This window comes from Trichothermofontia sp., from assembly GCF_053493415.1.
Window position 1 is genome coordinate 1 of the sequence record NZ_JBRCAD010000125.1, and the last position, 19181, is coordinate 19181.

Genomic DNA, 19181 nt, shown 5'->3' on the forward strand with positions numbered 1-19181 from the left:
AATTTGTCGGGGGGCCAACGGCAACGGGTGGCGATCGCACGGGCAGTGTTACTCAATCCCCGGATTTTGATCCTGGATGAGGCCACATCGGCACTAGACTCGGAGTCGGAAGCCTTGGTACAGGAGGCGCTGGAACGGTTAATGCGCGATCGCACGGTGTTTATCATTGCCCACCGCTTGGCAACGGTGCGACGAGCCGATCGGATTTTGGTGCTGCAACAGGGGCAAATTGTTGAGTCTGGAACCCATGCGGAGTTATTAGCCGAGGGTCGCTATTATGCCCGTCTCTATACGCAACAGTTCCAAACCTAAGGGCCATAACATCCCCAGGACTACAGTTTTTCACCGCTGAGGATAAAGACCGGATCAACGGCGGCGAAGGTTTGGCGAAGCCCCCGTTTTTCCAGGCGACTGGCTGCCGACTGAACCACTTCAATATTGCGGGCCTGAAGTTCCGCAAAACTCTCTGACACACTGTACAAGGCTTCCAGGGTATTGGCAGTCGCCACAACCCGACCGGGGGTGTTGAGGTATTGCCAAACGGCCTGGAAAATGGATTTGACCGATCGCCCACCTTCAATACACACACAGTCGGGAGCTTGGGCTAACGCCGCCAAACAATCCGGGGCACTGCCTTCAATCACCCGCACATTATTGACTTCAAAGCGTTGACAGTTACGCCGGATCAGACCAGCCACTTCCGGATCACGTTCGATCGCAACGATGTCGCTTTGGGGACACAGGAGGCCCAGTTCGATCGGGATGGTGCCTGTGCCCGCCCCAATATCCCACAGGACCCCATCGGGCCGGAGGCGCAGGTGGGCAATCAACAGGAGGCGCACCTCACGCTTGCTCAGGGGAATGCCCGGTAACCGCTCAAAGAGGTCATCGGGGATACCAGGCGTGCCATAGGGCCAAAGCGAACAGGGCATAGGGTTTGACGAAAGGGCCAAGGTTGGGTTCGGACTAGGGGTTACTTCACTGCCACGACGGCGAGGGTTGCCAGGTGTGGGTCCCGACAGCCAGTCACCACACCCCCCTGGGCGAGAACCTGTTGTAGGCATTCTACGGCAGTTTCCGTGATTTGTTCGCCCGGTAACAAGACGGGAATGCCTGGGGGGTAGGGACAAACCAGTTCCGCACTGATGCGGCCAATGGCAGCGGCGATCGGGACGACGGTTTGGGGCGCAAAGTAGAGGTCACGGGGGGATAGAAGGCACGGGGGCGGCGACAGGGGGAACATTGGCTGTGGGCGTTGCAATCTTGACGGTTCATTGCCGGATCGCGGCAGTTGGGTGAGGGCTTGGTAGAGGCGATCGCCGTCGGCTTGGGTATTGCCGAGGCTGAGGATAAAGGTGAGGTGGTGAGCGGTGGGCAGTTCGGCGATCACGCCCTGCGCCTGGAGCCAGGTGTCGAGGGCGAAGCCACTCAGCCCCAGACCAGCGGTGTCGATCGTGAGTCGAGTGGGGTCCAGATAGGTGAAGCCGGGGGTGCCGCAGGGAGCAGTGTCCGGCTGGAGGAGGGTCAGGTTGGGGAGGGTTGGCAGGCGCGATCGCAAGTCTTGTGCCAGATCGAGGGTCTGTTGCAGAAGCGCACGCCCCTGGGTTGCCACTTGCTGACGAGCGGCATCCAGGGAGGCCAAGAGCAGGGAGTTGGGGCTGGTGGATTGCACCAGTTGTAGGGCAGATTGCAGGCGGTGGGGGGCAATTCGATCGCTGTTCAGGTGCAGCATGGCGGCTTGGCTGAGGGCGCTGAGGACCTTGTGGGTGGATTGGACGCTCAAGTCAGCCCCACAGGCCAGGGCAGCGGGGGGGAGGTCGGGGTGAAAGCCAAAATGGGGACCGTGGGCCTCATCCACCAGTAGGGGAATCCCGTGAGCATGGGCCAGATCTGCGATCGCGCCCACATCCGTGCCAATCCCCTGGTAGGTCGGGTAAAGCAACAGAATGGCTGCCGTATCGGGATGGGTACGCAAGGCAGCGGCAACAGCCTCTGGGGTTAGGCCTCCCACCAGATCGGCAGCGGGGGCATAGGCCGGGGCAACGAAGATGGGTCGGGCACCCGTTAGGATCAACCCCGCGATCGCCGATTGGTGGCAATTACGGGGCAGGATCAGCTTTTGGCCAGGGGCGCAGGTAGCCAGAATCGCAGCAATGATGCCCGCCGTGGAGCCATTCGCCAGGAACCAGGTCTGACGTGCTCCAAAGGCTTCTGCCGCTAGGGCTTGGGCCGCAGCGATCGCGCCCGTCGGTGCCAAGAGGTTATCCAGGGCCGGGAGTTCCGGTAAATCGGCCTGGAGGCACGATCGGCCTACCAACGCCACAAACGCAGCCGGACTACCCTGGCCTCGTTTGTGACCCGGGGCATAGAAGGCCGCATCCGACTGTCGGGCACAGGCTTGCAGCGCCGTGAGTAGAGGGGTATCACGCTGATGAATCATGCCGATCGCCCAGATAACAGCCTTGTCGTAGCACCGTCGAGAGCCTTGCACTCAACATAAGCAGCTTGCGACCAGCCACTACCGTACTTCCATACTCGGTGAGGTACAGGCAAGGGGCTTAAGCGCCTTGTTCGCAAGGCTTGACAGTACTTCATTGGCGAGAGAACGGCTGTAGATAACCCTGCCGCAGTCCATAATCTCATCCCAATACCTTGAATATTTAGCAACTCAGCCGGGCTTGTGCTCCTCTTTTTACTCTGGAAAAAGTTTTCAAAAGCAGGAAGTCATTATCAGCGATGGGTTTGATAGATCAGTTCTTAACCCATGCCTAAAGCTTTAGGCATCCGATCGGAAATCAACGTCAGAAAGCAAAGCTGATCCACTTTCCCCAATACTGGAAATCTTGACTCCCTTGGCTACTCCCTTTTAAGTCACACAAGAGGAATATGCTCAACTACAAAACCTCATTTATCTGCAAATTCAGAGCGGATCATATTCGCTGTAATCCTGATGCCAGAGTAACACACATTATCAATTTATCAATAACCCTAAACACTAGGAGCGGCGTAAAGTTTGGGAGGGAGACTCATTAAACATCGCTTTATAGTCCTGGGAAAAGTGCCCCATGTGGGAAAATCCCCATTGCAGAGCAATCTCTTTGACCTTGGCTTCGGTGGGGTTGGCAGCTTTGAGTTGACGATGGACCCCATTCAGACGTTGGGCTTTAAAGTAGGCCATTGGACTCATGTCAAATACATCTTGAAAGCTATAAATAAGGGTCCGTTCGCTAGTCTTTAGGGCTTGGCAAAGGGCAGTCAGCGTTAATGGTTGCGGCGCATTGGCACGCATTAAGGCCTCGGCTTCTTTGACCAGATGAATGCGTTTATGAGCATAAGGTCGAGGGATAGGCCGATCGGCTGCCGAGACGATCGCTGCCTGCAAGAGACTCAGAATATCCTGCACAAAAACCGTTTGTAAGGGGGACTGGGCAAGGCTGTGGGGATGGCGCTGCATCCACTTAAAAAATAGACGAAGATAAGCGGCTAGGGCATTGAGACTGTCCGTATCCGGCTGGAGTACAGATTGCTGCTGCCAAGCCTCACCAATGTTCGGACAGTAGTGCGCAAGTTGTTCCTGGAAGCGAATTTTGTCGATCGTGATAACGGCAATTTCGTAATTGTCCGTCGCCTTGAGATCGACCTCGCGATCGGGGTTAACCAAGAGGTGCCGACCGTCACAGGCATGGTGACGCCAAACCGCCTGCCCTCGCATGGCAAGATGCACCCCAAAGGCAATCGTTCCTAATGGACATTGCCCCCGCGCCATCAACGTTTGGCTCCAGGCCGCACGAAGAAGTTGTATACCGCCCAGGTGAACCTGTTGCAGTTCCCCCGTAAAGGGACCTGGCTGAAGACGCTGATACGCGTGATCCCAAAACCGGACGGCCTGGGATAATTCATCAATATCCTGACTACTTAAGGACATGACGAGGTTATCAAACCGCGTGAGCGATCGCTGGTGAGATAGCCGCTCGAAAAAGTTCAGTGTTGTCTCGGTTGTTACTGTGGCCATAATCATAATTAAACGCAGGAATTAGCAGCAAGGGATGAAGGTACTCCGTATATTCTTTGGTTAAGCCCCAAGACTTACTGGTGAGAAGGTCGTCGTTGTTTTAATAACCTGGACTGCTGCAGGCAATCTAGTTACGTTTTTTAAACCTCAATCGTTGGGGTAATGCTTACCGTTGCCAGGCGTCAATGTGAGTTTAAATGCAATAGTAGAGGGTGGCGTTCCAGACAAGAATGCGCTGATCCTGACTTTAGGGCACCTCGAAAAATACGCATCCGGCACTCCTAAGCCACGGTATCCCATCGGTTGAGGCAGTTGAACGGCCCCCATCCCAGAGTGCTCGAAGTGCCCCCTCGCTACTCTAGCTATTTCTGTCTAGCTGCTTTTACGCAAATCTATAATATTCACGTATTCACGTTGATCAAAACTTCCCCGCGATCGCGACAGAAATTCCTATTTCGCTCATGTTTAGAGCATCGCCTGTGATTGGGCAGCCCAAGGGATCGACAAGAAAAGGATCGGCAAGCACTTGAGTCTATTTTGTTTCTTATTTGGCATAGTACCGTAGATGCGATTGGAATGCCTACTGCCTAGGCAAAGCCCTTTTACCTGCGAGACCAGCAGCAGCGAACACGATCGGAGGCACGGGTGTCCGCTGCACAGGTATCTGGCCACCGAAGTGCGAGGGGACAGCGCTGGCGATCGGCAGCCGGCGGCTTGGCAGCCTAGCCCAGAGAGAAGACGAGACGTTGCAGCCCCGGGGGGTGGGATCGGCGGAGCAGGCCACACCCCAGTTGCGATCGCCAACCGCTCCCGTCGGTAAACCCGCTCCAAGCCAGGTCCTTCAGGATTTTGGGACAAAGTTGAGGGCAACGGAGTTCATGCAGTAGCGCTGCCCCGTGGGCGCAGGGCCATCGTTAAAAACATGGCCGAGGTGGGCATCACAGGTAGCACAGAGAACTTCGGTGCGGCGCATAAACAGGCTAAAGTCATTCTCAAGTTTAAGGCTGTCTTCAGCGATCGGTGCCCAAAAGCTCGGCCAGCCCGTCCCCGAATCGAACTTGGCTTCGGAACTAAAGAGGGGGGTGCCGCAACAGATACATTGATAGACCCCCGCATCTTTACGGTTGTAATGTTCACCGGTGAAGGCACGTTCAGTACCCTTGCGGCGAGTAACCCGGTATTGTTCGGGCGTCAGTTGTTGCCGCCATTCCTCATCGCTTTTTTTCACTGGAGAAATCATAGGAACGGAAGAAAATTTGTTGTAAATCGTTACAATCAAATTTTAGCGGTTTCCTGGGGCATGGGGTCGATCGCACGGAGGACGGCGTGGGTGTAGTCCTCGGTAAGGGGTTGGTTGTGGAGGACCATCGTCGTACTTGCATTGGCTTGGAAGCCGATGCGTTCGTAGAAAGGTTGCTGGTAGGTGGTCATCAGGTAGACACGTTCAACGCGGCAGATATGGGGATCGCTGAGGACGGTTTCAACCAGCTTGCGTCCGAGGCCAAGGCCCTGGTAGTCGGGGTGGACGACCACATCCCAGATCGTGGCACGGTAGACGCCGTCGGAGGTGGCACGGGCAAACCCAATGAGGCGATCGTAGTCCCACATACTCACCACGGGTTTGCTGTGGGCTAGGGCAATTTCAAGGTCGCTGAGCGATCGCGCCCGTGCCCAAAAGGCGGCCAGGTTAAAGAGTTGCTGAAGTTGGCTGAGGTCAATGCGATCGGGGTCACTGTAAAACTGGATGTGGCGACAATCCATACGAGGGTCTCCTATCCCGCTGAATGGGTGCCGGACGGTGCCGACATCGTGCGGTATTTCAAGTTTCCAGGTTTCTAGAATAGATCGCCGGATAGGGCCAATCAGCCAAAATACTAGGCAATTCTCCGAAAATGATGACAAACGTCGCTGATCGCGTGCTTAATGGCGTGGCGTGGGGGCGGCTAGGGGTCTATCAAGCTTGATTGTGGATAGCAGTAGTCACACTCATTAGGAGAGTGCCAAGGCTGTGCTCAACCAGGGGCTTAAGCCCCTGGTCCTAACGGAGACGATGGCGGTAGAAAACCCAAGGTGCCCCAACAAAGCCGTTGAACGTGCTGGATCTTGCCCACTCGATACCAACCGACAAGCCCCTAGTTTCGGGTTAACAGACGACTTGTTCCGTCAAAGATTCAGGGCGAGTTCGGTCTACGCAAGTGGCTCCCCTGACCAAAGCTTTCCTCTAGGTGTTCACACAACCAGGATGCTGCCACTCCCGTCAGCATGGGCAGAGCCACATAGTGGGGGTGTTGTAAATACCGGACCAGATCCCCAGGTGACCAGGCGATCGGAACCCCCCGTTGATAGAGAGCAGCGGCTAACATAATTTGCTGGTTATCGGCACGTTCACCAAATCGCTGACAGCGGGGAACCAGAATATAGGGCCGTCGGGCCGATCGCAGCAAGCTGGCACTGCCTTCCCCACAGTGGCTAATAATTAATTGAGCCTCCGCAGCCCGCTGCTGGAGTTCCCTTGGCTCTAGGAAAGGCACCGTTGGCACATTTGGGGGGAGTTGGGAGCAGGTGCCTGACTGGATCAAGAGCGAGTCAGCAATTAGGTTAGCTTCCAGTAACACCGTGAGCCAATTCATCAGACGGTTAAAGGGATACTGCTCTGTGCCAACAGTAACCAGGATCATAATCAACAGTAACCAGGATCATAATAAGGTATGTCCGCTAATCAACACAGATTGGGGATAGCGTTGTTTAAGCTGTGCCCAATGAACATACAGCATATCGAGAAATGGGATAGCTAACCGAGCCGCAGGGCTGAGATAGGTTACCTGGGTAACAGATTCAACAAAAGCGGTCCGACTTCTCAGTAATTTCCCTAGTATTAAGAAGGGAACGGCGATATGGGACCCGGTGGATAAGATCAGGTGGGGACGCTCCTGGATGAGCAGTTGGAGTGCCCATAGCCAAAAACGGATGCGCCAGTAAAGATTTTGTTGATAGTGACGATACATCTGGGCAATGCCAGGGAGATGATTGACCCAATATACGGTCTCCGTGGCAAGCTGGGATTCGCTCGCTTCAGACGCGATCGTGACCCAGGTGCGATCGTACTTGCCCCAAAACGCCTTAAGTTCGCCCAATGCCTCAAAGGGTTCACCTTCTGAGCAAACAAGGAGAATCTTCATAGGATGATCCGTGTACCCTAGAAAAGCAAAAGATCTCCAAGGTGCTGGCAACCTCGGAGATCTCAAACCTCGGAGATCTTAAACCGATCTTTTTCAAGAGGAAGAGGAGATCGAGCTTTCCGGGGTTGCCTGCGCCTGTCCCTTAAAGGCAAGTCGTAGACCGGGAGGAGCCAGGAAGGTGGTCAGGATGACCATCATAATAATAGCGGCTTCCAGGGGTTTACTCAGCACACCACTGGCAGAACCAATGCCCGCAAAGACCAGACCCACTTCGCCCCGTGGGATCATGCCAATCCCGATCGCCAGTCGGTTAACGGGCCAATCACCCCAGACAACCCAGCCCGTCACCAGTTTGCCAACGATCGCGATCAGGATCAGGAAACTGGCAATCAGCAACCCTTCGCGATTGGTGGGAATGGCGGGATTCAACACGCCCAGATCAGCCTTGGCCCCGACGGTAACGAAGAAGATGGGGACCAGAATATCGGCGATCGGCTTGATTTGCTCATCTAGTTCCTTGCGCGTATCGGTTTCGTCTAGGACTAAGCCAGCCGCAAAGGCCCCCAAAATAGCTTCCAGGTGAATCACATTGCCCAGGAAAGCCATCAAAAAGGCAAAGATCAAGGCAGGGATAACCAGATTGCCACGGGTTTGTAAGCTAGTGGCGATCTTGACGAAACTGGTATTGAAAAACTTGCCCAGGAAAATCGCCCCCAACAGGAAGGCGGTGGCACTGACAATCAGGTAGATGACATTGAGCACATCAATCTCACCAGTTTTGGCCAAACTGGCCACCACCGCCAGCACAATAATCCCCAACACGTCGTCAATCACCGCCGCGCCAACGATGATCTGCCCTTCGCGGGACTTCAACTGGCCTAACTCCGACAGCACCTTGGAAGTAATCCCGATACTGGTCGCTGTCAGGGCCGCCCCGGCGAAGATGGCGGGAATGGCGGGGACATGGAACAGTACCATCGCACCTGCCGTACCAACGCCGAAGGGAACAGCGACCCCCACAACAGCAACGATCGTCGCCTGGTAACCGACCTTTTGCAATTCCCGCAGATCCGACTCCAGGCCAATCTCAAACAGGAGAATAATCACCCCCAGCTCAGCCAACACCGACAGCACCTCGCTCTGGCTGGCGAAGATGGCCGGAATGTCCGCTGGGGATAGGCCCCCAACCCATTGCAAAATGGTCATGATCTGGGAGTCTGCTGCCGTTGCCCCCGTTTCTGGAAAGACGACTAAGCGCAGGGCGGATACACCAATGACCACACCGCCGATCAGTTCGCCCAAGACAGGGGGCAGGTCCAGGGATTTGGCGATTTCCCCCCCGACTTTGCTGGCGAGGTAAATCACAACGAGGCTGAGCAGGACGCCCGCCAGGACGATCGGGCCACCGTCCGCCGGGAGTTCCGTTGCGAGTAACGGTAGGCTCAGGTCAGGCAGGGGTAACGGCAAGGTTGGAAGGCTTGCCAAGGGAGTGATAACTGAATTCATGGGCAAAGGGTGTCTAGGTTTGCGTTTGAATCGTTAACTTGACGACAAAGTGAGCACCAATGATCAACCCAAGTAACCGACAACAGTGGGTTTCCCCTTAGCAGGGGCAGGCACGCAGGCCGGTACAAGGGTTAACGGAAACCCCTGGTGGGGGGAATCTCGTCGCCCGGAGTCAGCAGCGATCAGCGCTGCCTTCAATCCCCGCAAGTGCCAACGAGGGGGCGGCAGACTGCCGACCAGGGTGATCAAACCGTCTGCCAAAGGCATTAGGTAGGCGAATACCCGGCTTCGCTCGTCGTTGCTTCGGCACTATTGAGGTCGATCGCGGATGTTGGGACCGAAGTCGCCATGTCCCCCCCCAGGTGGGCGGCGGCTTGCCGTAGGGCTTCCGTCCGATCCATGAGCAGGTTCTCCGGCGGCAGTTGATCCAGGATGCCAAACTTCTGTAAGCGCCGCTTGATCTTACCGGCTGCGCCCACGATAAAGACCTGGCGACCCTTGTCGAAGGCTTCCTGAAGGGCGTTTTCGATCGCTAAGGAGGCCGTCACCCCCAGCAGCGGCACATCGCTCAAATCCATCACCAGCACGTCGGCATCCTGCATGGCATTATGCTCACGGGCGATCGCCTTTGAGACCCCAAAGATCATCGGCCCACTCAGGTAGAACAACAGGATGCGGCCCTGGGCCTGATCCAAAATTTGCTTTTCTTCGCTCGTGAGGCGGGCATCGTCGTCGGTATCGGTGATGAGCTTCACTTCCTGGGATTGTAGGCTGCTGAGGCGCTCGATCGTCAGGATATTGGCAATAAAGACCCCAACCCCAACGGCGACGATCAGATCGACAAAAACGGTCAGGAACAATACCCCGTACATAATCATCGATCCCTTGAGCGAGACCTTGTGGGACCGCTTCAAGAAGCTCCAGTCAAGGATATCAATCCCTACCTTGAGGGCAATCCCGGCCAGCACCGCCATTGGAATGGGCTTGGTGAGCGCGGCAGCCCCCAAGACCACCACCAGTAGGATGAGGGCACGGGTCAGACCTGACACCGCCGATCGCGCGCCGGTTTGGATATTGACCACCGTCCCCATCGTGGCCCCAGCACCGGGCAACCCCCCACAGATGCCCGATACCAAATTACCAATTCCCTGGCCGATCAATTCCTTGTCCGACTTATGCTCGGTGCGGGTCAAACTATCGGCAATCACAGCGGTGAGCAAGGTGTCAATACAGCCCAACATTCCCAGCATGACTGCATCCACAAACATCCGGGTAATTTGGCCAGCGCTGAAGGTGGGCATTTGGAACGTGGGCAATCCCGTGGGGATTTCACCGATGCTGCTAATCCGGCGAATATCCACATCATGGAACAACACCAGGGATAGGACCGTCCCCAGGATCAGGGCCACCAGTTGGGGCGGCACAATCCGCTTGGCCTGCTTAGGCATCAGGTAAATAATGGCCAGGGTCATGAACCCTAAAATCGCTTCGGGCGGGCTGATCTGGCCGAGGAGGTCGGGGAGTGCGCGTAGGGTTCCCAGGACACCGCCCTTGGGGACGGGATGCCCCAGGAAGGGGCCAATTTGCAGAATAATCAGGATCACCCCAATCCCGGACATAAAGCCGGAGATAACGCTGTAGGGCATCAGGGTGATGTATTTACCCAGCCTGAAAATGCCAAAAATAATCTGGAAGATCCCCGCCAGCATCACGACGGTAAAGGCCATCGCCAAACCATTATTGGGATCGGCTGCCGTCAGATTGGCAATGATCGCCGTCATGACCACGGTCATCGGCCCGGTGGGTTCGGAAATCAATGTGGGGGTCCCGCCAAACAGGGCAGCGAAAAAGCCCACACAAACGGCCCCGTAGAGACCCGCGATCGGACCGGCTCCGGAGGCCACCCCAAAGGCCAAGGCCAAGGGCAGGGAGACGATCGCGGCAGTGACCCCGCCAAAGATGTCCCCCCGCAGGTTTTTTGTATCGATGAGGTTAAAGACTTGCATCGTGGAGCAACCTAAGTAAGCACCTTAATAGCAGCTAGACTATGGAAATTAAAAAAAGCATTGACCCATTTCTATAACACTATCATTAGTTTTCCTCTGGGGATCACCGTGACTTTAGGATTTCGTTAGATTTGCTAATTACTGGACTCAGCAGGGCTTATGGGTGGCTTATCGGTGGCTGACTCAGGGGCAGTGGCCCGGTTAGCGGCGGGAAGTTTACGGAATGTAACGTATAATGAGAGCGAAAGCTTAAGAAAAGTGGAAGGGCGAACCGTTTAATGCGCGTTGCGATCGCTGGAGCCGGGTTAGCCGGGTTGAGTTGCGCCAAGTACCTCGTCGATCGGGGCCATACGCCGATCGTCCTGGAACGGCGGGATGTGCTGGGGGGCAAGGTCGCCGCTTGGCAGGATGAAGAGGGGGACTGGTACGAAACCGGGCTGCATATCTTCTTCGGGGCCTACCCCAATATGCTGCAACTCTTTAAGGAACTGGGCATTGAGGATCGCTTGCAGTGGAAGGAACACACGATGATCTTCAACCAGCCGGACCAGCCAGGGACCTACTCGCGCTTCGACTTTCCCGATATCCCGGCCCCTTGGAACGGCGTGGCGGCGATCCTGCGCAACAACGATATGCTCACCTGGCATGAAAAGATCCGGTTTGGCATTGGCCTCATCCCGGCCATGATCCAGGGCCAGTCCTATGTAGAGGCGATGGATCAATACTCTTTTTCCCAATGGTTGAAGAACCATCATGTTCCGCCACGGGTGGAAACCGAGGTGTTCATTGCCATGTCCAAGGCGTTGAACTTCATTAACCCGGATGAAATTTCCGCCACGGTGATCCTGACCGCCCTCAACCGCTTCTTGCAGGAACGCTACGGCTCCAAGATGGCCTTTTTGGACGGGTCACCGACGGAGCGCCTTTGCCAGCCGATCGTAGACTACATCACGGCGCGGGGCGGCGAAGTCCGGCTGAAAGCGCCAGTGAAGGAATTTTTGCTCAACGATGACCAGACGGTGCGTGGGTTTCTGGTGCGGGGTCTTGATGGCCAACCCGACGAAATCCTAGAAGCCGATGCCTACGTGTCCGCGATGCCGGTTGATCCCCTCAAACTGATGCTGCCCCAGCCCTGGAAGGATTTGCCCTATTTCCAGCAACTCGATGGGCTAGAGGGGGTGCCGGTGATCAATCTGCACCTGTGGTTCGATCGCAAGCTCACGGATATTGACCATCTGCTGTTTTCGCGATCGCCCCTGCTCAGCGTCTACGCCGACATGAGCAACACCTGTCGCGGCTATGCCGATCCCGATCGCTCGATGTTGGAACTGGTCCTGGCTCCGGCCAAACAATGGATCAACAAAGCCGACGACGAGATCATCGCCGCCACAATGGCGGAACTGCAAACCCTCTTCCCGCAACACTTCACGGGGGATAACCCGGCCCAGTTGCGCAAGGCCCACGTGGTGAAAACGCCGCGATCGGTCTACAAGGCTACCCCTGGTCGCCAGCGACATCGCCCCAGCCAAACCACGCCGATCGCCAATTTCTACCTCACCGGGGACTATACCCAGCAGCGTTACCTCGCCAGTATGGAGGGGGCCGTGTTGTCTGGAAAGCTGACGGCACAAGCGATCGCGGGGCAGCAGGAAACCTCAGCGCCAACGGCAGCGATCGCCACGGCTGGGGTATGAGCCGTGCCCAAGCTCGAAAAAATCCCCAGGAATTCCACTGGAATTCCGCCAAAATGGCCCTTCAGGATTGACAATTAAGGCTAATGGCTAGACTGCTGATAGCGAATCGCACCCGAATGCTGCAATCGCCTTCCCCACCCAAACCCAGCACTTCCCTTGAGGACGCATACGAGTTGTGTCGGCAAACGACGGCAACCTATGCCAAAACCTTCTACCTGGGAACCCTCCTGATGTCGCCGCCCAAACGACGGGCGATCTGGGCGATCTATACCTGGTGTCGCCGCACGGATGAACTGGTGGATGGCCCCCGTGCCCGGTTGACAACCGCAGAAACCCTCGATCGTTGGGAACGCCAGTTAGAATCGGCCTTTGCGGGCCACCCCTGGGATGAACTCGACCTAGCGCTGGTGGATACCCTAGAGCGGTTTGACCTGGATATTCAACCGTTTCGGGATATGATTGCGGGCCAACGGATGGATCTGGTGCGGAATCGCTACGAAACCTTTGAGGATCTATACCTTTACTGTTACCGAGTGGCGGGGACGGTGGGCCTGATGTCCGTGGCCGTCATGGGGGCCGATCCCCAAGCCCATAATGCCCCCTGGGACGTCCACAAGTCTCCTTATCAACCGGTAGAAGAAGCGATCACCCTAGGGATTGCCAACCAACTCACCAATATCCTGCGGGATGTGGGTGAAGATGCCCATCGGGGGCGCATTTATCTGCCCTTAGAAGACCTGGCTCTGTTTAACTATACGGAACAGGATTTATTCAATGGCGTGGTGGACGATCGCTGGCGCGAACTCATGCGCTTCCAGATTCAACGGGCACGCAAATATTTTGCCGAAGCCGAGGCTGGTGTCCGCTACCTCAGCGCCGATGCTCGCTGGCCCGTGTGGACGGCTTTGATGCTCTACCGCCAGATCCTCAATGCGATCGAGCGTAATCACTACGACGTTTTCCAAAAACGGGCCTATGTCCCGGATACGAGCAAGCTCCTGTACGTGCCGATCGCCCTACTTCGGGCACAAGTTCTGTAGGAGGAGGTCGCGATCGACCATCTCAGCCCAGATCAATCTTGTGGGGTAGGCATCCTGCCAGCCACACCTAGCTATATCCTGCCGGCGCAGCCCTAGGCTGACAGCCGAGACGGCTATCCCACAAGCCCTTAGATCCGCCCGCGCAACTCAATCGGCAAACCCCTTGACCAGCCCTCTTAATCGTGAATGCTGCCGTCGGGCATGGTTGCGCCGGAGAGATTCGCATCGGTGAGGATGGCGCGGCTGAGATCGGCCTCATTCAGGTAGGCCCCACTCAAATCAGCCCCACTCAGATTGGCACTGGTCAAAATCGCCCCGTTAAGGTTAGCCCCCTGGAGGTTAGCCCGCCGCAGAATCGCCCGACTCAGATCCACCTCCCGCAGAATCGCCTGACTGAGATTGGCCTCCCGCAAAATCGCCCGCGTCAGATCCGCCCCCCACAAATCCGCTTCCTGGAGACTGGCTCCACACAGGTAGGCATTGCTCAAATTCGCACCCGTAAATTCGGCCTGATCTAACTGGGCATGACTCAGGTCCGCCTGCCAGAGGTTCGCACTACTCAAATCAGCACCCGTCAGACTCGCTTCACTGAGAATAGCACCCACCAGCTTGGCACTGCTGAGATCGGCATGGCTAAGATCGGCTGCGGTTAAGTCGGCCTCCCGCAGGATCGCCCGTTTTAACTTGCTGTAACTTAAGTCAGCAGCACTGAGGTCAGCCCCGTTGAGTTTGGCCCCCACGAGGATAGCACCATGCAGGTTGGCGCTACACAGACTAATCCCGTTCAGACTAGCCCGTTCGAGATCAACCTCGTGTAGGTCCGCGCCGGCAAACGTGCGCTCCCCCGTCAGATATTGAGCCAGCAATTCTTCTGCATTCATGAGGTTTTCGGTTCTTGCTAACGGCGAACGATCGTGTGGGGATTTCTGGTAGAGGACGTAACCACCCTAGTGTATTAGGATATAGCTCATAGCGTACCCACAAGGAAAGTGGCACGCTTAAACTAGCGTATGCTATTTAGTCCGCTTAGTCCGCTCAGGTTAGCCACGCTTGGACCGCTATCCAGCCTAAGCGAGGCTAGAGCTACGACGGGGTGACCAATTGCCTGATAAAGGCTAACGCAGAACAAGTCGGGGCAGGCGCGCAGATAGCCGTTGGCTACTGTCAGGGAAGCATCATTAGGGCCAAGGGGCAACTGAAGAAACGTTGGGTAAATTCTTAATGAATCTTTAAATAAAGAAACGACGAAAGAATCGAGATAAAAGTCATTTTCTCGCGAAGAGAGGGAAGTAGATAACTGATAGTCGCAGCGTTGGCTCAGGAATAGGGTTATTCTTTCGTTATTCTTGAAGATAGCGGCATCAACTTGCAGCACATTGAAGTCCAAGGAATAAGGATTGGCACGCCGGTAGCTGGGCAATCCTCCCCCATTGTCTAAGTAAGCGCTAGTGGTACTTGATATGGTTCAGCAGATCATCTTACAGTTGGCAAAACGGGGCGATCCTAAGGCATTAGCAACCTTGTTGAACCATGCCCTGGAGTCGCGAGGGATTACGGCACGTGTCACTCTCAAAGATAAGTTTTTGCAAATCATTCTGGAAGCGGCATCAGTACCAGAGCAGCAATCAACGATCGCGATCGTGCGATCGGGCCTTAATAACCTAGGGCTGACGGGGATCGATCGCGTTAACGTTTATGGGCGACAGACCGGGGAAGAGTTTCTCGACTGGCAGGAAAGTGTTGTCCTGAGCAGCGGCGAAGGGGAGACGGCGGCGATCACAGAGATGGCCAATTCGCTGGAAGATTTACTCAACCGCTATGCCCTGGGTGAGCGTAACTTTAGCCGTGCCCATCTCCCCCGGGTAGATCTGAAATGTGCCAAACTGGCCCAAATTATTCTGCGACAGGCGGACCTGAGTCGTGCCATCCTGCGGGAAGCGGACCTGCGGGAAGCGGACTTAACGGGGGCGATCCTGCGGGGGGCCAACATCAGCCAAGCGGATCTCACCGGAGCCAACCTCACACGAGCCATCCTGGGGGCCGCCTCCGTCAGTGGGGAAGTGGCTAGCCGCATGGTGGGTGGGGTTCTCACGGTAAGTACCAACCTACATGGTGCGATCCTGACACGGGCCAATCTGACGGAAGCGGATCTCAGTCGCACGTCGCTGGAGCGGGCCGTGATGCAGCGCACAGACCTCAGCCGCGCCAACCTGAACCGGGCGAACTTCAGTCATGCTGATCTGAAGGGGGCAACCCTCGCGGGGACCGATCTCACGCGGGCGACGGGGGAGAAGGCTAACCTGACGGGAGCCAACCTCTCGAAAGCGGATCTGAGCGGAGCCGACCTCATGGGTGCTAACTTAAGCTTTGCCATCCTGCGGCGGGCTGATCTCAGTGATACCAATTTACGCTATGCCAAGTTGGATGGGGCCATTCTTGATGGGGCGATTATTAAAGATGCGATCATGCCGGATGGTCAGGTTTACAATAATCGCCGTCACTTTCGCAAATAATCGCCCCGCTTTACCCTGCCTATGACCTCTTGCACTTCGCCAATGGCCGTGGATGCAGCTCCACCTTGGGTGGTTTCTGCCGACTGGCTCTATGCCCAGCTTCAAACCGATCGTCCCCTTGTCGTAGTTGATTGTCGCTTTTCCCTAGCCCATCCGGCGCAGGGGCAGCAACAGTACACAATGGGCCATATCCCTGGGGCCTATTACCTGGATCTCAACCGAGATTTATCCAGCCCGGTGCAGGTCCACGGGGGGCGTCATCCCCTCCCGGATCTGGCCCAGTTGGCGACCAAACTGGCGACGATCGGGGTCACCTCGGCCCAGGCGGGGGAACCCACCCTAGTGGTGGCCTACGATGACTCGCGGTTGGCGTTTGCCGCGCGGCTGTGGTGGTTACTGCGCTATCTGGGCCATGATGCCGTGGCGGTTCTGGACGGGGGGCTGGCCGGTTGGCAAGCGGCGGGTTATCCGATCACTTCGGAGGTGCCCCCCCCGCGAGCGGGGACCTTTATTCCGCAGGTGCGTCCGGCGCTGCGCGTAGACATTGATACCGTTAGATCCCGGAAAGATTTACCCGGCGTGGTATTAGTGGATGCGCGGGAGCCAGAGCGGTATCGGGGGGAGCGGGAGCCGATTGATCCGATCGCGGGCAGTATCCCCGGTGCGGTGAATTACCCCTGGCAGGACACAACGGACGATCGGGGTTATATCAAATCCCTAGACGCCCACCGTCAGCGCTGGGCTGCCCTAGCCGAGGCCGAGGAGATCATGGTGTACTGTGGTTCTGGGGTGACAGCCTGTGTCGATTTACTCTCCTTGGCCCTCGCCGGTAAACCCGAGAGCAAGCTCTACGTGGGCAGTTGGAGTGATTGGTGTTCGTATCTATAGCCCAACGCTGAACATCGCCGCCGCCTGTCCGTTAGCAGTGTGTTGCAGGGGAAGCACTGGGTTAAGCGCCGATCGCGGCGTGAGGGTACCGGCATATCGCAGCAGTCGTCTAATCATCATCGGGGAAAACTCATGAGTGTGGAGCAGCTAAAAGGACGGGATTTTCTCAGCTTTGCGGATTTGAGCTTAGCGGAGATGCAAGCGCTATTGGCACTCGCCGCGCAGATGAAGGCCGGGACCCTCCACGCCCAGTGTCGGGTCGGTCCCCAGCGTCGCCCGCCCATCCTGGGGTTGCTCTTTTCCAAAGCCTCAACCCGTACCCGTGTCAGCTTTTCCGTGGCCATGTACCAACTGGGGGGCCAGGTGCTTGACCTCAATCCCAATGTGACCCAGGTAGGCCGAGGGGAGCCGATCGCGGATACTGCGCGGGTCCTCGATCGCTATCTCGATATCCTCGCGATTCGTACCTACGCCCAGAGTGATCTGGAAACCTATGCCAACTATGCCCACATCCCGGTCATTAACGCCCTCACCGATTGGGAACACCCCTGTCAAACCCTGGCCGATCTGCTCACGGTTCAGGAAGCCTTTGGCACCCTAGCGGGCCTGACCCTGACCTATCTGGGGGATGGGAACAATGTGGCCCATTCCCTACTGTTGGGCTGTGCCCTCGCTGGCATGCACGTCCGGGTCGCCACGCCCCCCGGCTATGAACCCAACGCCGAACTGGTGGCCCAGGCCCAACAAATCGCCGTTGGGCGGGCGGGTACGGGAACCCCGACGGAGGTGGGGGTCACCCACGATGCGATCGCCGCCGTCCAGGGTAGCCAAATCCTGTATACCGACGTGTGGGCCAGCATGGGACAAGAAGGAGAAGCCGACGATCGCCGACCGATTTTCCAACCCTACCAGGTAAATGAGACGCTGTTGGCGGCTGCCGATGCCCAGGCGATTGTCCTCCATTGCCTACCCGCCCACCGGGGCGAAGAAATTACCACTGGTGTGATGGAGGGCAGCCAGTCCCGCATTTGGGATCAGGCCGAAAACCGAATGCACGCCCAGAAAGCGTTATTAGCCTGCCTGTTAGGCTTTGAGACGGCTTAAGCTGGCCGAGCAGACCCGGCTGCTGCCAGAACACCCGGATGCTGGCGGGGTATTTGTCGTGCGGATCTTCCCGGAAAATGGTCTAGAGTGAACGGTAGTATTTCCGGAGTTTAGGGGGGCATGGTCGTCATTGGTCAAGTTCAGCGGGGGTGGCGGACCGTTAGTCGTGCCCTGCAGCAGCCTAATTTGTCGTTGCAACTGATGGCGATCGGGGGGGTGATGACCGGCCTCTTCCTCCTAGCTGCCCTCACGGCCCCCCTCTGGCAACACTGGGGCCTGCTCCAAAATCCCACCGCCTCCCTGGCCAACCTACCCCACCAACCCCCCGGCTGGCAGCATTGGTTTGGGACCAGCCGCCAGGGCTATGATGTGTTTTCCCGCACTGTCTTCGGCTCCCAAGCCGCCTTACAAGTGGTTGCCCTGGCCACGATCCTGAGTTTAGTGGTGGGCGTCCCCCTAGGGTTGCTGAGTGGATATCTGGGAGGTCGCTACGATCGCAGCCTGCTGTTCCTCATGGATACGATCTACACCCTGCCAGGACTGCTGCTGTCGATTACGCTGGCCTTTGTGGTGGGCCGGGGCGTGCTGAATGCCGCGATCGCCCTGAGCATTGCCTACGTCCCCCAGTACTACCGGGTGGTGCGTAACCATACCGTCAGTGTCAAAACCGAACTGTTTATCGAAGCGGCCCAGGCAATGGGGGCCTCCACCTGGCGGGTGCTCCATCGCTATCTGCTTTGGAATGTGATTCAAAGTATTCCAGTCCTGTTTGCGCTGAATGCAGCGGATGCCGTGTTGACCCTAGGGGGACTGGGCTTTTTGGGGTTGGGGCTACCGGAGGCGACACCCGAATGGGGACACGATCTCCGTCAGGCCCTTGATGCCCTGCCCACTGGGATTTGGTGGACTGCCCTGTTTCCGGGTCTGGCGATTACGCTCCTGGTGACGGGCCTTTCCTTTATTGGCGAGGGGTTGAGTGAAATCATGAACCCAGCCCTGCGACGACGCGCTAGCAAGGGTTGAGTGGGAAGGAAAAAGGCACGAGGCACCATTCACTATCCACTCATGAGGTTGAGCTAATTAAGTTCGAGGTGGATTACCGATCGGGCACCACGAGCAATACCCATCCGGCGCTCCCCATCAGCGTTATTCCGTCGTTAAATTTTGGGGATTGGGGGTGTCCATACCGTTTTCTTCGCGGTTGCCCTCCCCACGTTCTTCTGCCCCTAGGGCGGGGGG

At 56.7% G+C, this 19181-nt stretch carries 20 protein-coding genes; 7 read left to right on the forward strand and 13 right to left on the reverse strand.

Annotated elements, in window-relative coordinates; all coding sequences use genetic code 11:
* Positions 1–312: ATP-binding cassette domain-containing protein (locus ACWIUF_RS10965; protein WP_448572404.1), on the forward strand; the 312-nt coding region annotated here is incomplete at its 5' end.
* Positions 313–332: 20 nt separating this feature from the next.
* Here ACWIUF_RS10965 and cbiT read toward each other — a convergent pair.
* The 10 genes from cbiT to bicA form a co-directional block, all read right to left on the reverse strand.
* Positions 333–932, reverse strand: a complete 600-nt coding sequence (gene cbiT / locus ACWIUF_RS10970) for a precorrin-6Y C5,15-methyltransferase subunit CbiT (RefSeq protein WP_448572405.1) — start codon at positions 930–932, stop codon at positions 333–335.
* A gap of 41 nt (positions 933–973) precedes the next feature.
* A complete protein-coding gene (locus ACWIUF_RS10975) occupies positions 974–2440 on the reverse strand; it encodes an aminotransferase class I/II-fold pyridoxal phosphate-dependent enzyme (RefSeq protein WP_448572406.1) in 1467 nt (488 codons plus the stop codon).
* A 555-nt stretch (positions 2441–2995) separates the two neighbouring features.
* The gene (locus tag ACWIUF_RS10980; RefSeq protein ID WP_448572407.1) at positions 2996–4012 is read right to left on the reverse strand and encodes a helix-turn-helix domain-containing protein; all 1017 of its coding nucleotides are present in this window, start codon (positions 4010–4012) and stop codon (positions 2996–2998) included.
* A gap of 841 nt (positions 4013–4853) precedes the next feature.
* On the reverse strand, positions 4854–5252 hold the full coding sequence (msrB, locus tag ACWIUF_RS10985) for a peptide-methionine (R)-S-oxide reductase MsrB (protein ID WP_448572408.1): 399 nt from the start codon (positions 5250–5252) through the stop codon (positions 4854–4856).
* 35 nt (positions 5253–5287) lie between these two features.
* Positions 5288–5773, reverse strand: a complete 486-nt coding sequence (locus ACWIUF_RS10990; protein WP_448572409.1) for a GNAT family N-acetyltransferase — start codon at positions 5771–5773, stop codon at positions 5288–5290.
* 410 nt (positions 5774–6183) lie between these two features.
* A complete protein-coding gene (locus ACWIUF_RS10995) occupies positions 6184–6690 on the reverse strand; it encodes a glycosyltransferase (protein ID WP_448572410.1) in 507 nt (168 codons plus the stop codon).
* Positions 6691–6708: 18 nt separating this feature from the next.
* On the reverse strand, positions 6709–7191 hold the full coding sequence (locus tag ACWIUF_RS11000) for a hypothetical protein (RefSeq protein WP_448572411.1): 483 nt from the start codon (positions 7189–7191) through the stop codon (positions 6709–6711).
* 93 nt (positions 7192–7284) lie between these two features.
* Positions 7285–8697, reverse strand: a complete 1413-nt coding sequence (locus ACWIUF_RS11005) for a cation:proton antiporter (protein ID WP_448572412.1) — start codon at positions 8695–8697, stop codon at positions 7285–7287.
* A gap of 63 nt (positions 8698–8760) precedes the next feature.
* On the reverse strand, positions 8761–8958 hold the full coding sequence (locus ACWIUF_RS11010) for a hypothetical protein (protein ID WP_448572413.1): 198 nt from the start codon (positions 8956–8958) through the stop codon (positions 8761–8763).
* A gap of 5 nt (positions 8959–8963) precedes the next feature.
* Complete coding sequence (gene bicA / locus ACWIUF_RS11015; RefSeq protein ID WP_448572414.1) at positions 8964–10703, reverse strand: bicarbonate transporter BicA; 1740 nt, start codon at positions 10701–10703, stop codon at positions 8964–8966.
* A gap of 278 nt (positions 10704–10981) precedes the next feature.
* On the opposite strand from bicA, the gene pds reads away from it, so the two are divergent.
* The gene (pds, locus tag ACWIUF_RS11020; protein ID WP_448572415.1) at positions 10982–12397 is read left to right on the forward strand and encodes a 15-cis-phytoene desaturase; all 1416 of its coding nucleotides are present in this window, start codon (positions 10982–10984) and stop codon (positions 12395–12397) included.
* A gap of 83 nt (positions 12398–12480) precedes the next feature.
* Positions 12481–13437 (forward strand): 15-cis-phytoene synthase CrtB, encoded by a 957-nt coding sequence (gene crtB / locus ACWIUF_RS11025; protein WP_448572416.1) that lies wholly within the window; start codon positions 12481–12483, stop codon positions 13435–13437.
* 176 nt (positions 13438–13613) lie between these two features.
* Here the strand turns inward: crtB and ACWIUF_RS11030 are convergent, their stop codons facing one another.
* Both ACWIUF_RS11030 and ACWIUF_RS11035 read right to left on the reverse strand, forming a co-directional pair.
* A complete protein-coding gene (locus ACWIUF_RS11030) occupies positions 13614–14318 on the reverse strand; it encodes a pentapeptide repeat-containing protein (protein WP_448572417.1) in 705 nt (234 codons plus the stop codon).
* Positions 14319–14440: 122 nt separating this feature from the next.
* The gene (locus ACWIUF_RS11035) at positions 14441–14812 is read right to left on the reverse strand and encodes a hypothetical protein (RefSeq protein WP_448572418.1); all 372 of its coding nucleotides are present in this window, start codon (positions 14810–14812) and stop codon (positions 14441–14443) included.
* An 85-nt stretch (positions 14813–14897) separates the two neighbouring features.
* Between ACWIUF_RS11035 and ACWIUF_RS11040 the strand changes: the two genes are divergently transcribed.
* Together ACWIUF_RS11040 and ACWIUF_RS11045 are read left to right on the forward strand one after the other, a co-directional pair.
* The gene (locus ACWIUF_RS11040) at positions 14898–15950 is read left to right on the forward strand and encodes a pentapeptide repeat-containing protein (RefSeq protein ID WP_448572419.1); all 1053 of its coding nucleotides are present in this window, start codon (positions 14898–14900) and stop codon (positions 15948–15950) included.
* 21 nt (positions 15951–15971) lie between these two features.
* On the forward strand, positions 15972–16838 hold the full coding sequence (locus ACWIUF_RS11045; RefSeq protein WP_448572420.1) for a sulfurtransferase: 867 nt from the start codon (positions 15972–15974) through the stop codon (positions 16836–16838).
* Here the strand turns inward: ACWIUF_RS11045 and ACWIUF_RS11050 are convergent.
* Complete coding sequence (locus ACWIUF_RS11050) at positions 16833–16958, reverse strand: hypothetical protein (RefSeq protein ID WP_448572421.1); 126 nt, start codon at positions 16956–16958, stop codon at positions 16833–16835. The genes ACWIUF_RS11045 and ACWIUF_RS11050 overlap by 6 nt on opposite strands.
* Before the next feature lie 12 nt (positions 16959–16970).
* Between ACWIUF_RS11050 and argF the strand changes: the two genes are divergently transcribed.
* On the forward strand, positions 16971–17942 hold the full coding sequence (gene argF, locus ACWIUF_RS11055) for an ornithine carbamoyltransferase (RefSeq protein WP_448572422.1): 972 nt from the start codon (positions 16971–16973) through the stop codon (positions 17940–17942).
* A 120-nt stretch (positions 17943–18062) separates the two neighbouring features.
* A complete protein-coding gene (locus tag ACWIUF_RS11060; protein WP_448572423.1) occupies positions 18063–18965 on the forward strand; it encodes an ABC transporter permease in 903 nt (300 codons plus the stop codon).
* Positions 18966–19181 lie beyond the last annotated feature (216 nt).

Bases quoted from the DNA above. Each gene is read 5' to 3' on its own strand.
- cbiT (WP_448572405.1), bottom strand. From the start codon at position 932: ATGCCCTGTTCGCTTTGGCCCTATGGCACGCCTGGTATCCCCGATGAC.
- ACWIUF_RS10975 (WP_448572406.1), bottom strand. From the start codon at position 2,440: ATGATTCATCAGCGTGATACCCCTCTACTCACGGCGCTGCAAGCCTGT.
- ACWIUF_RS10980 (WP_448572407.1), bottom strand. From the start codon at position 4,012: ATGGCCACAGTAACAACCGAGACAACACTGAACTTTTTCGAGCGGCTA.
- msrB (WP_448572408.1), bottom strand. From the start codon at position 5,252: ATGATTTCTCCAGTGAAAAAAAGCGATGAGGAATGGCGGCAACAACTG.
- ACWIUF_RS10990 (WP_448572409.1), bottom strand. From the start codon at position 5,773: ATGGATTGTCGCCACATCCAGTTTTACAGTGACCCCGATCGCATTGAC.
- ACWIUF_RS10995 (WP_448572410.1), bottom strand. From the start codon at position 6,690: ATGATCCTGGTTACTGTTGGCACAGAGCAGTATCCCTTTAACCGTCTG.
- ACWIUF_RS11000 (WP_448572411.1), bottom strand. From the start codon at position 7,191: ATGAAGATTCTCCTTGTTTGCTCAGAAGGTGAACCCTTTGAGGCATTG.
- ACWIUF_RS11005 (WP_448572412.1), bottom strand. From the start codon at position 8,697: ATGAATTCAGTTATCACTCCCTTGGCAAGCCTTCCAACCTTGCCGTTA.
- bicA (WP_448572414.1), bottom strand. From the start codon at position 10,703: ATGCAAGTCTTTAACCTCATCGATACAAAAAACCTGCGGGGGGACATC.
- pds (WP_448572415.1), top strand. From the start codon at position 10,982: ATGCGCGTTGCGATCGCTGGAGCCGGGTTAGCCGGGTTGAGTTGCGCC.
- crtB (WP_448572416.1), top strand. From the start codon at position 12,481: ATGGCTAGACTGCTGATAGCGAATCGCACCCGAATGCTGCAATCGCCT.
- ACWIUF_RS11030 (WP_448572417.1), bottom strand. From the start codon at position 14,318: ATGAATGCAGAAGAATTGCTGGCTCAATATCTGACGGGGGAGCGCACG.
- ACWIUF_RS11040 (WP_448572419.1), top strand. From the start codon at position 14,898: ATGGTTCAGCAGATCATCTTACAGTTGGCAAAACGGGGCGATCCTAAG.
- ACWIUF_RS11045 (WP_448572420.1), top strand. From the start codon at position 15,972: ATGACCTCTTGCACTTCGCCAATGGCCGTGGATGCAGCTCCACCTTGG.
- ACWIUF_RS11050 (WP_448572421.1), bottom strand. From the start codon at position 16,958: ATGATGATTAGACGACTGCTGCGATATGCCGGTACCCTCACGCCGCGA.
- argF (WP_448572422.1), top strand. From the start codon at position 16,971: ATGAGTGTGGAGCAGCTAAAAGGACGGGATTTTCTCAGCTTTGCGGAT.
- ACWIUF_RS11060 (WP_448572423.1), top strand. From the start codon at position 18,063: ATGGTCGTCATTGGTCAAGTTCAGCGGGGGTGGCGGACCGTTAGTCGT.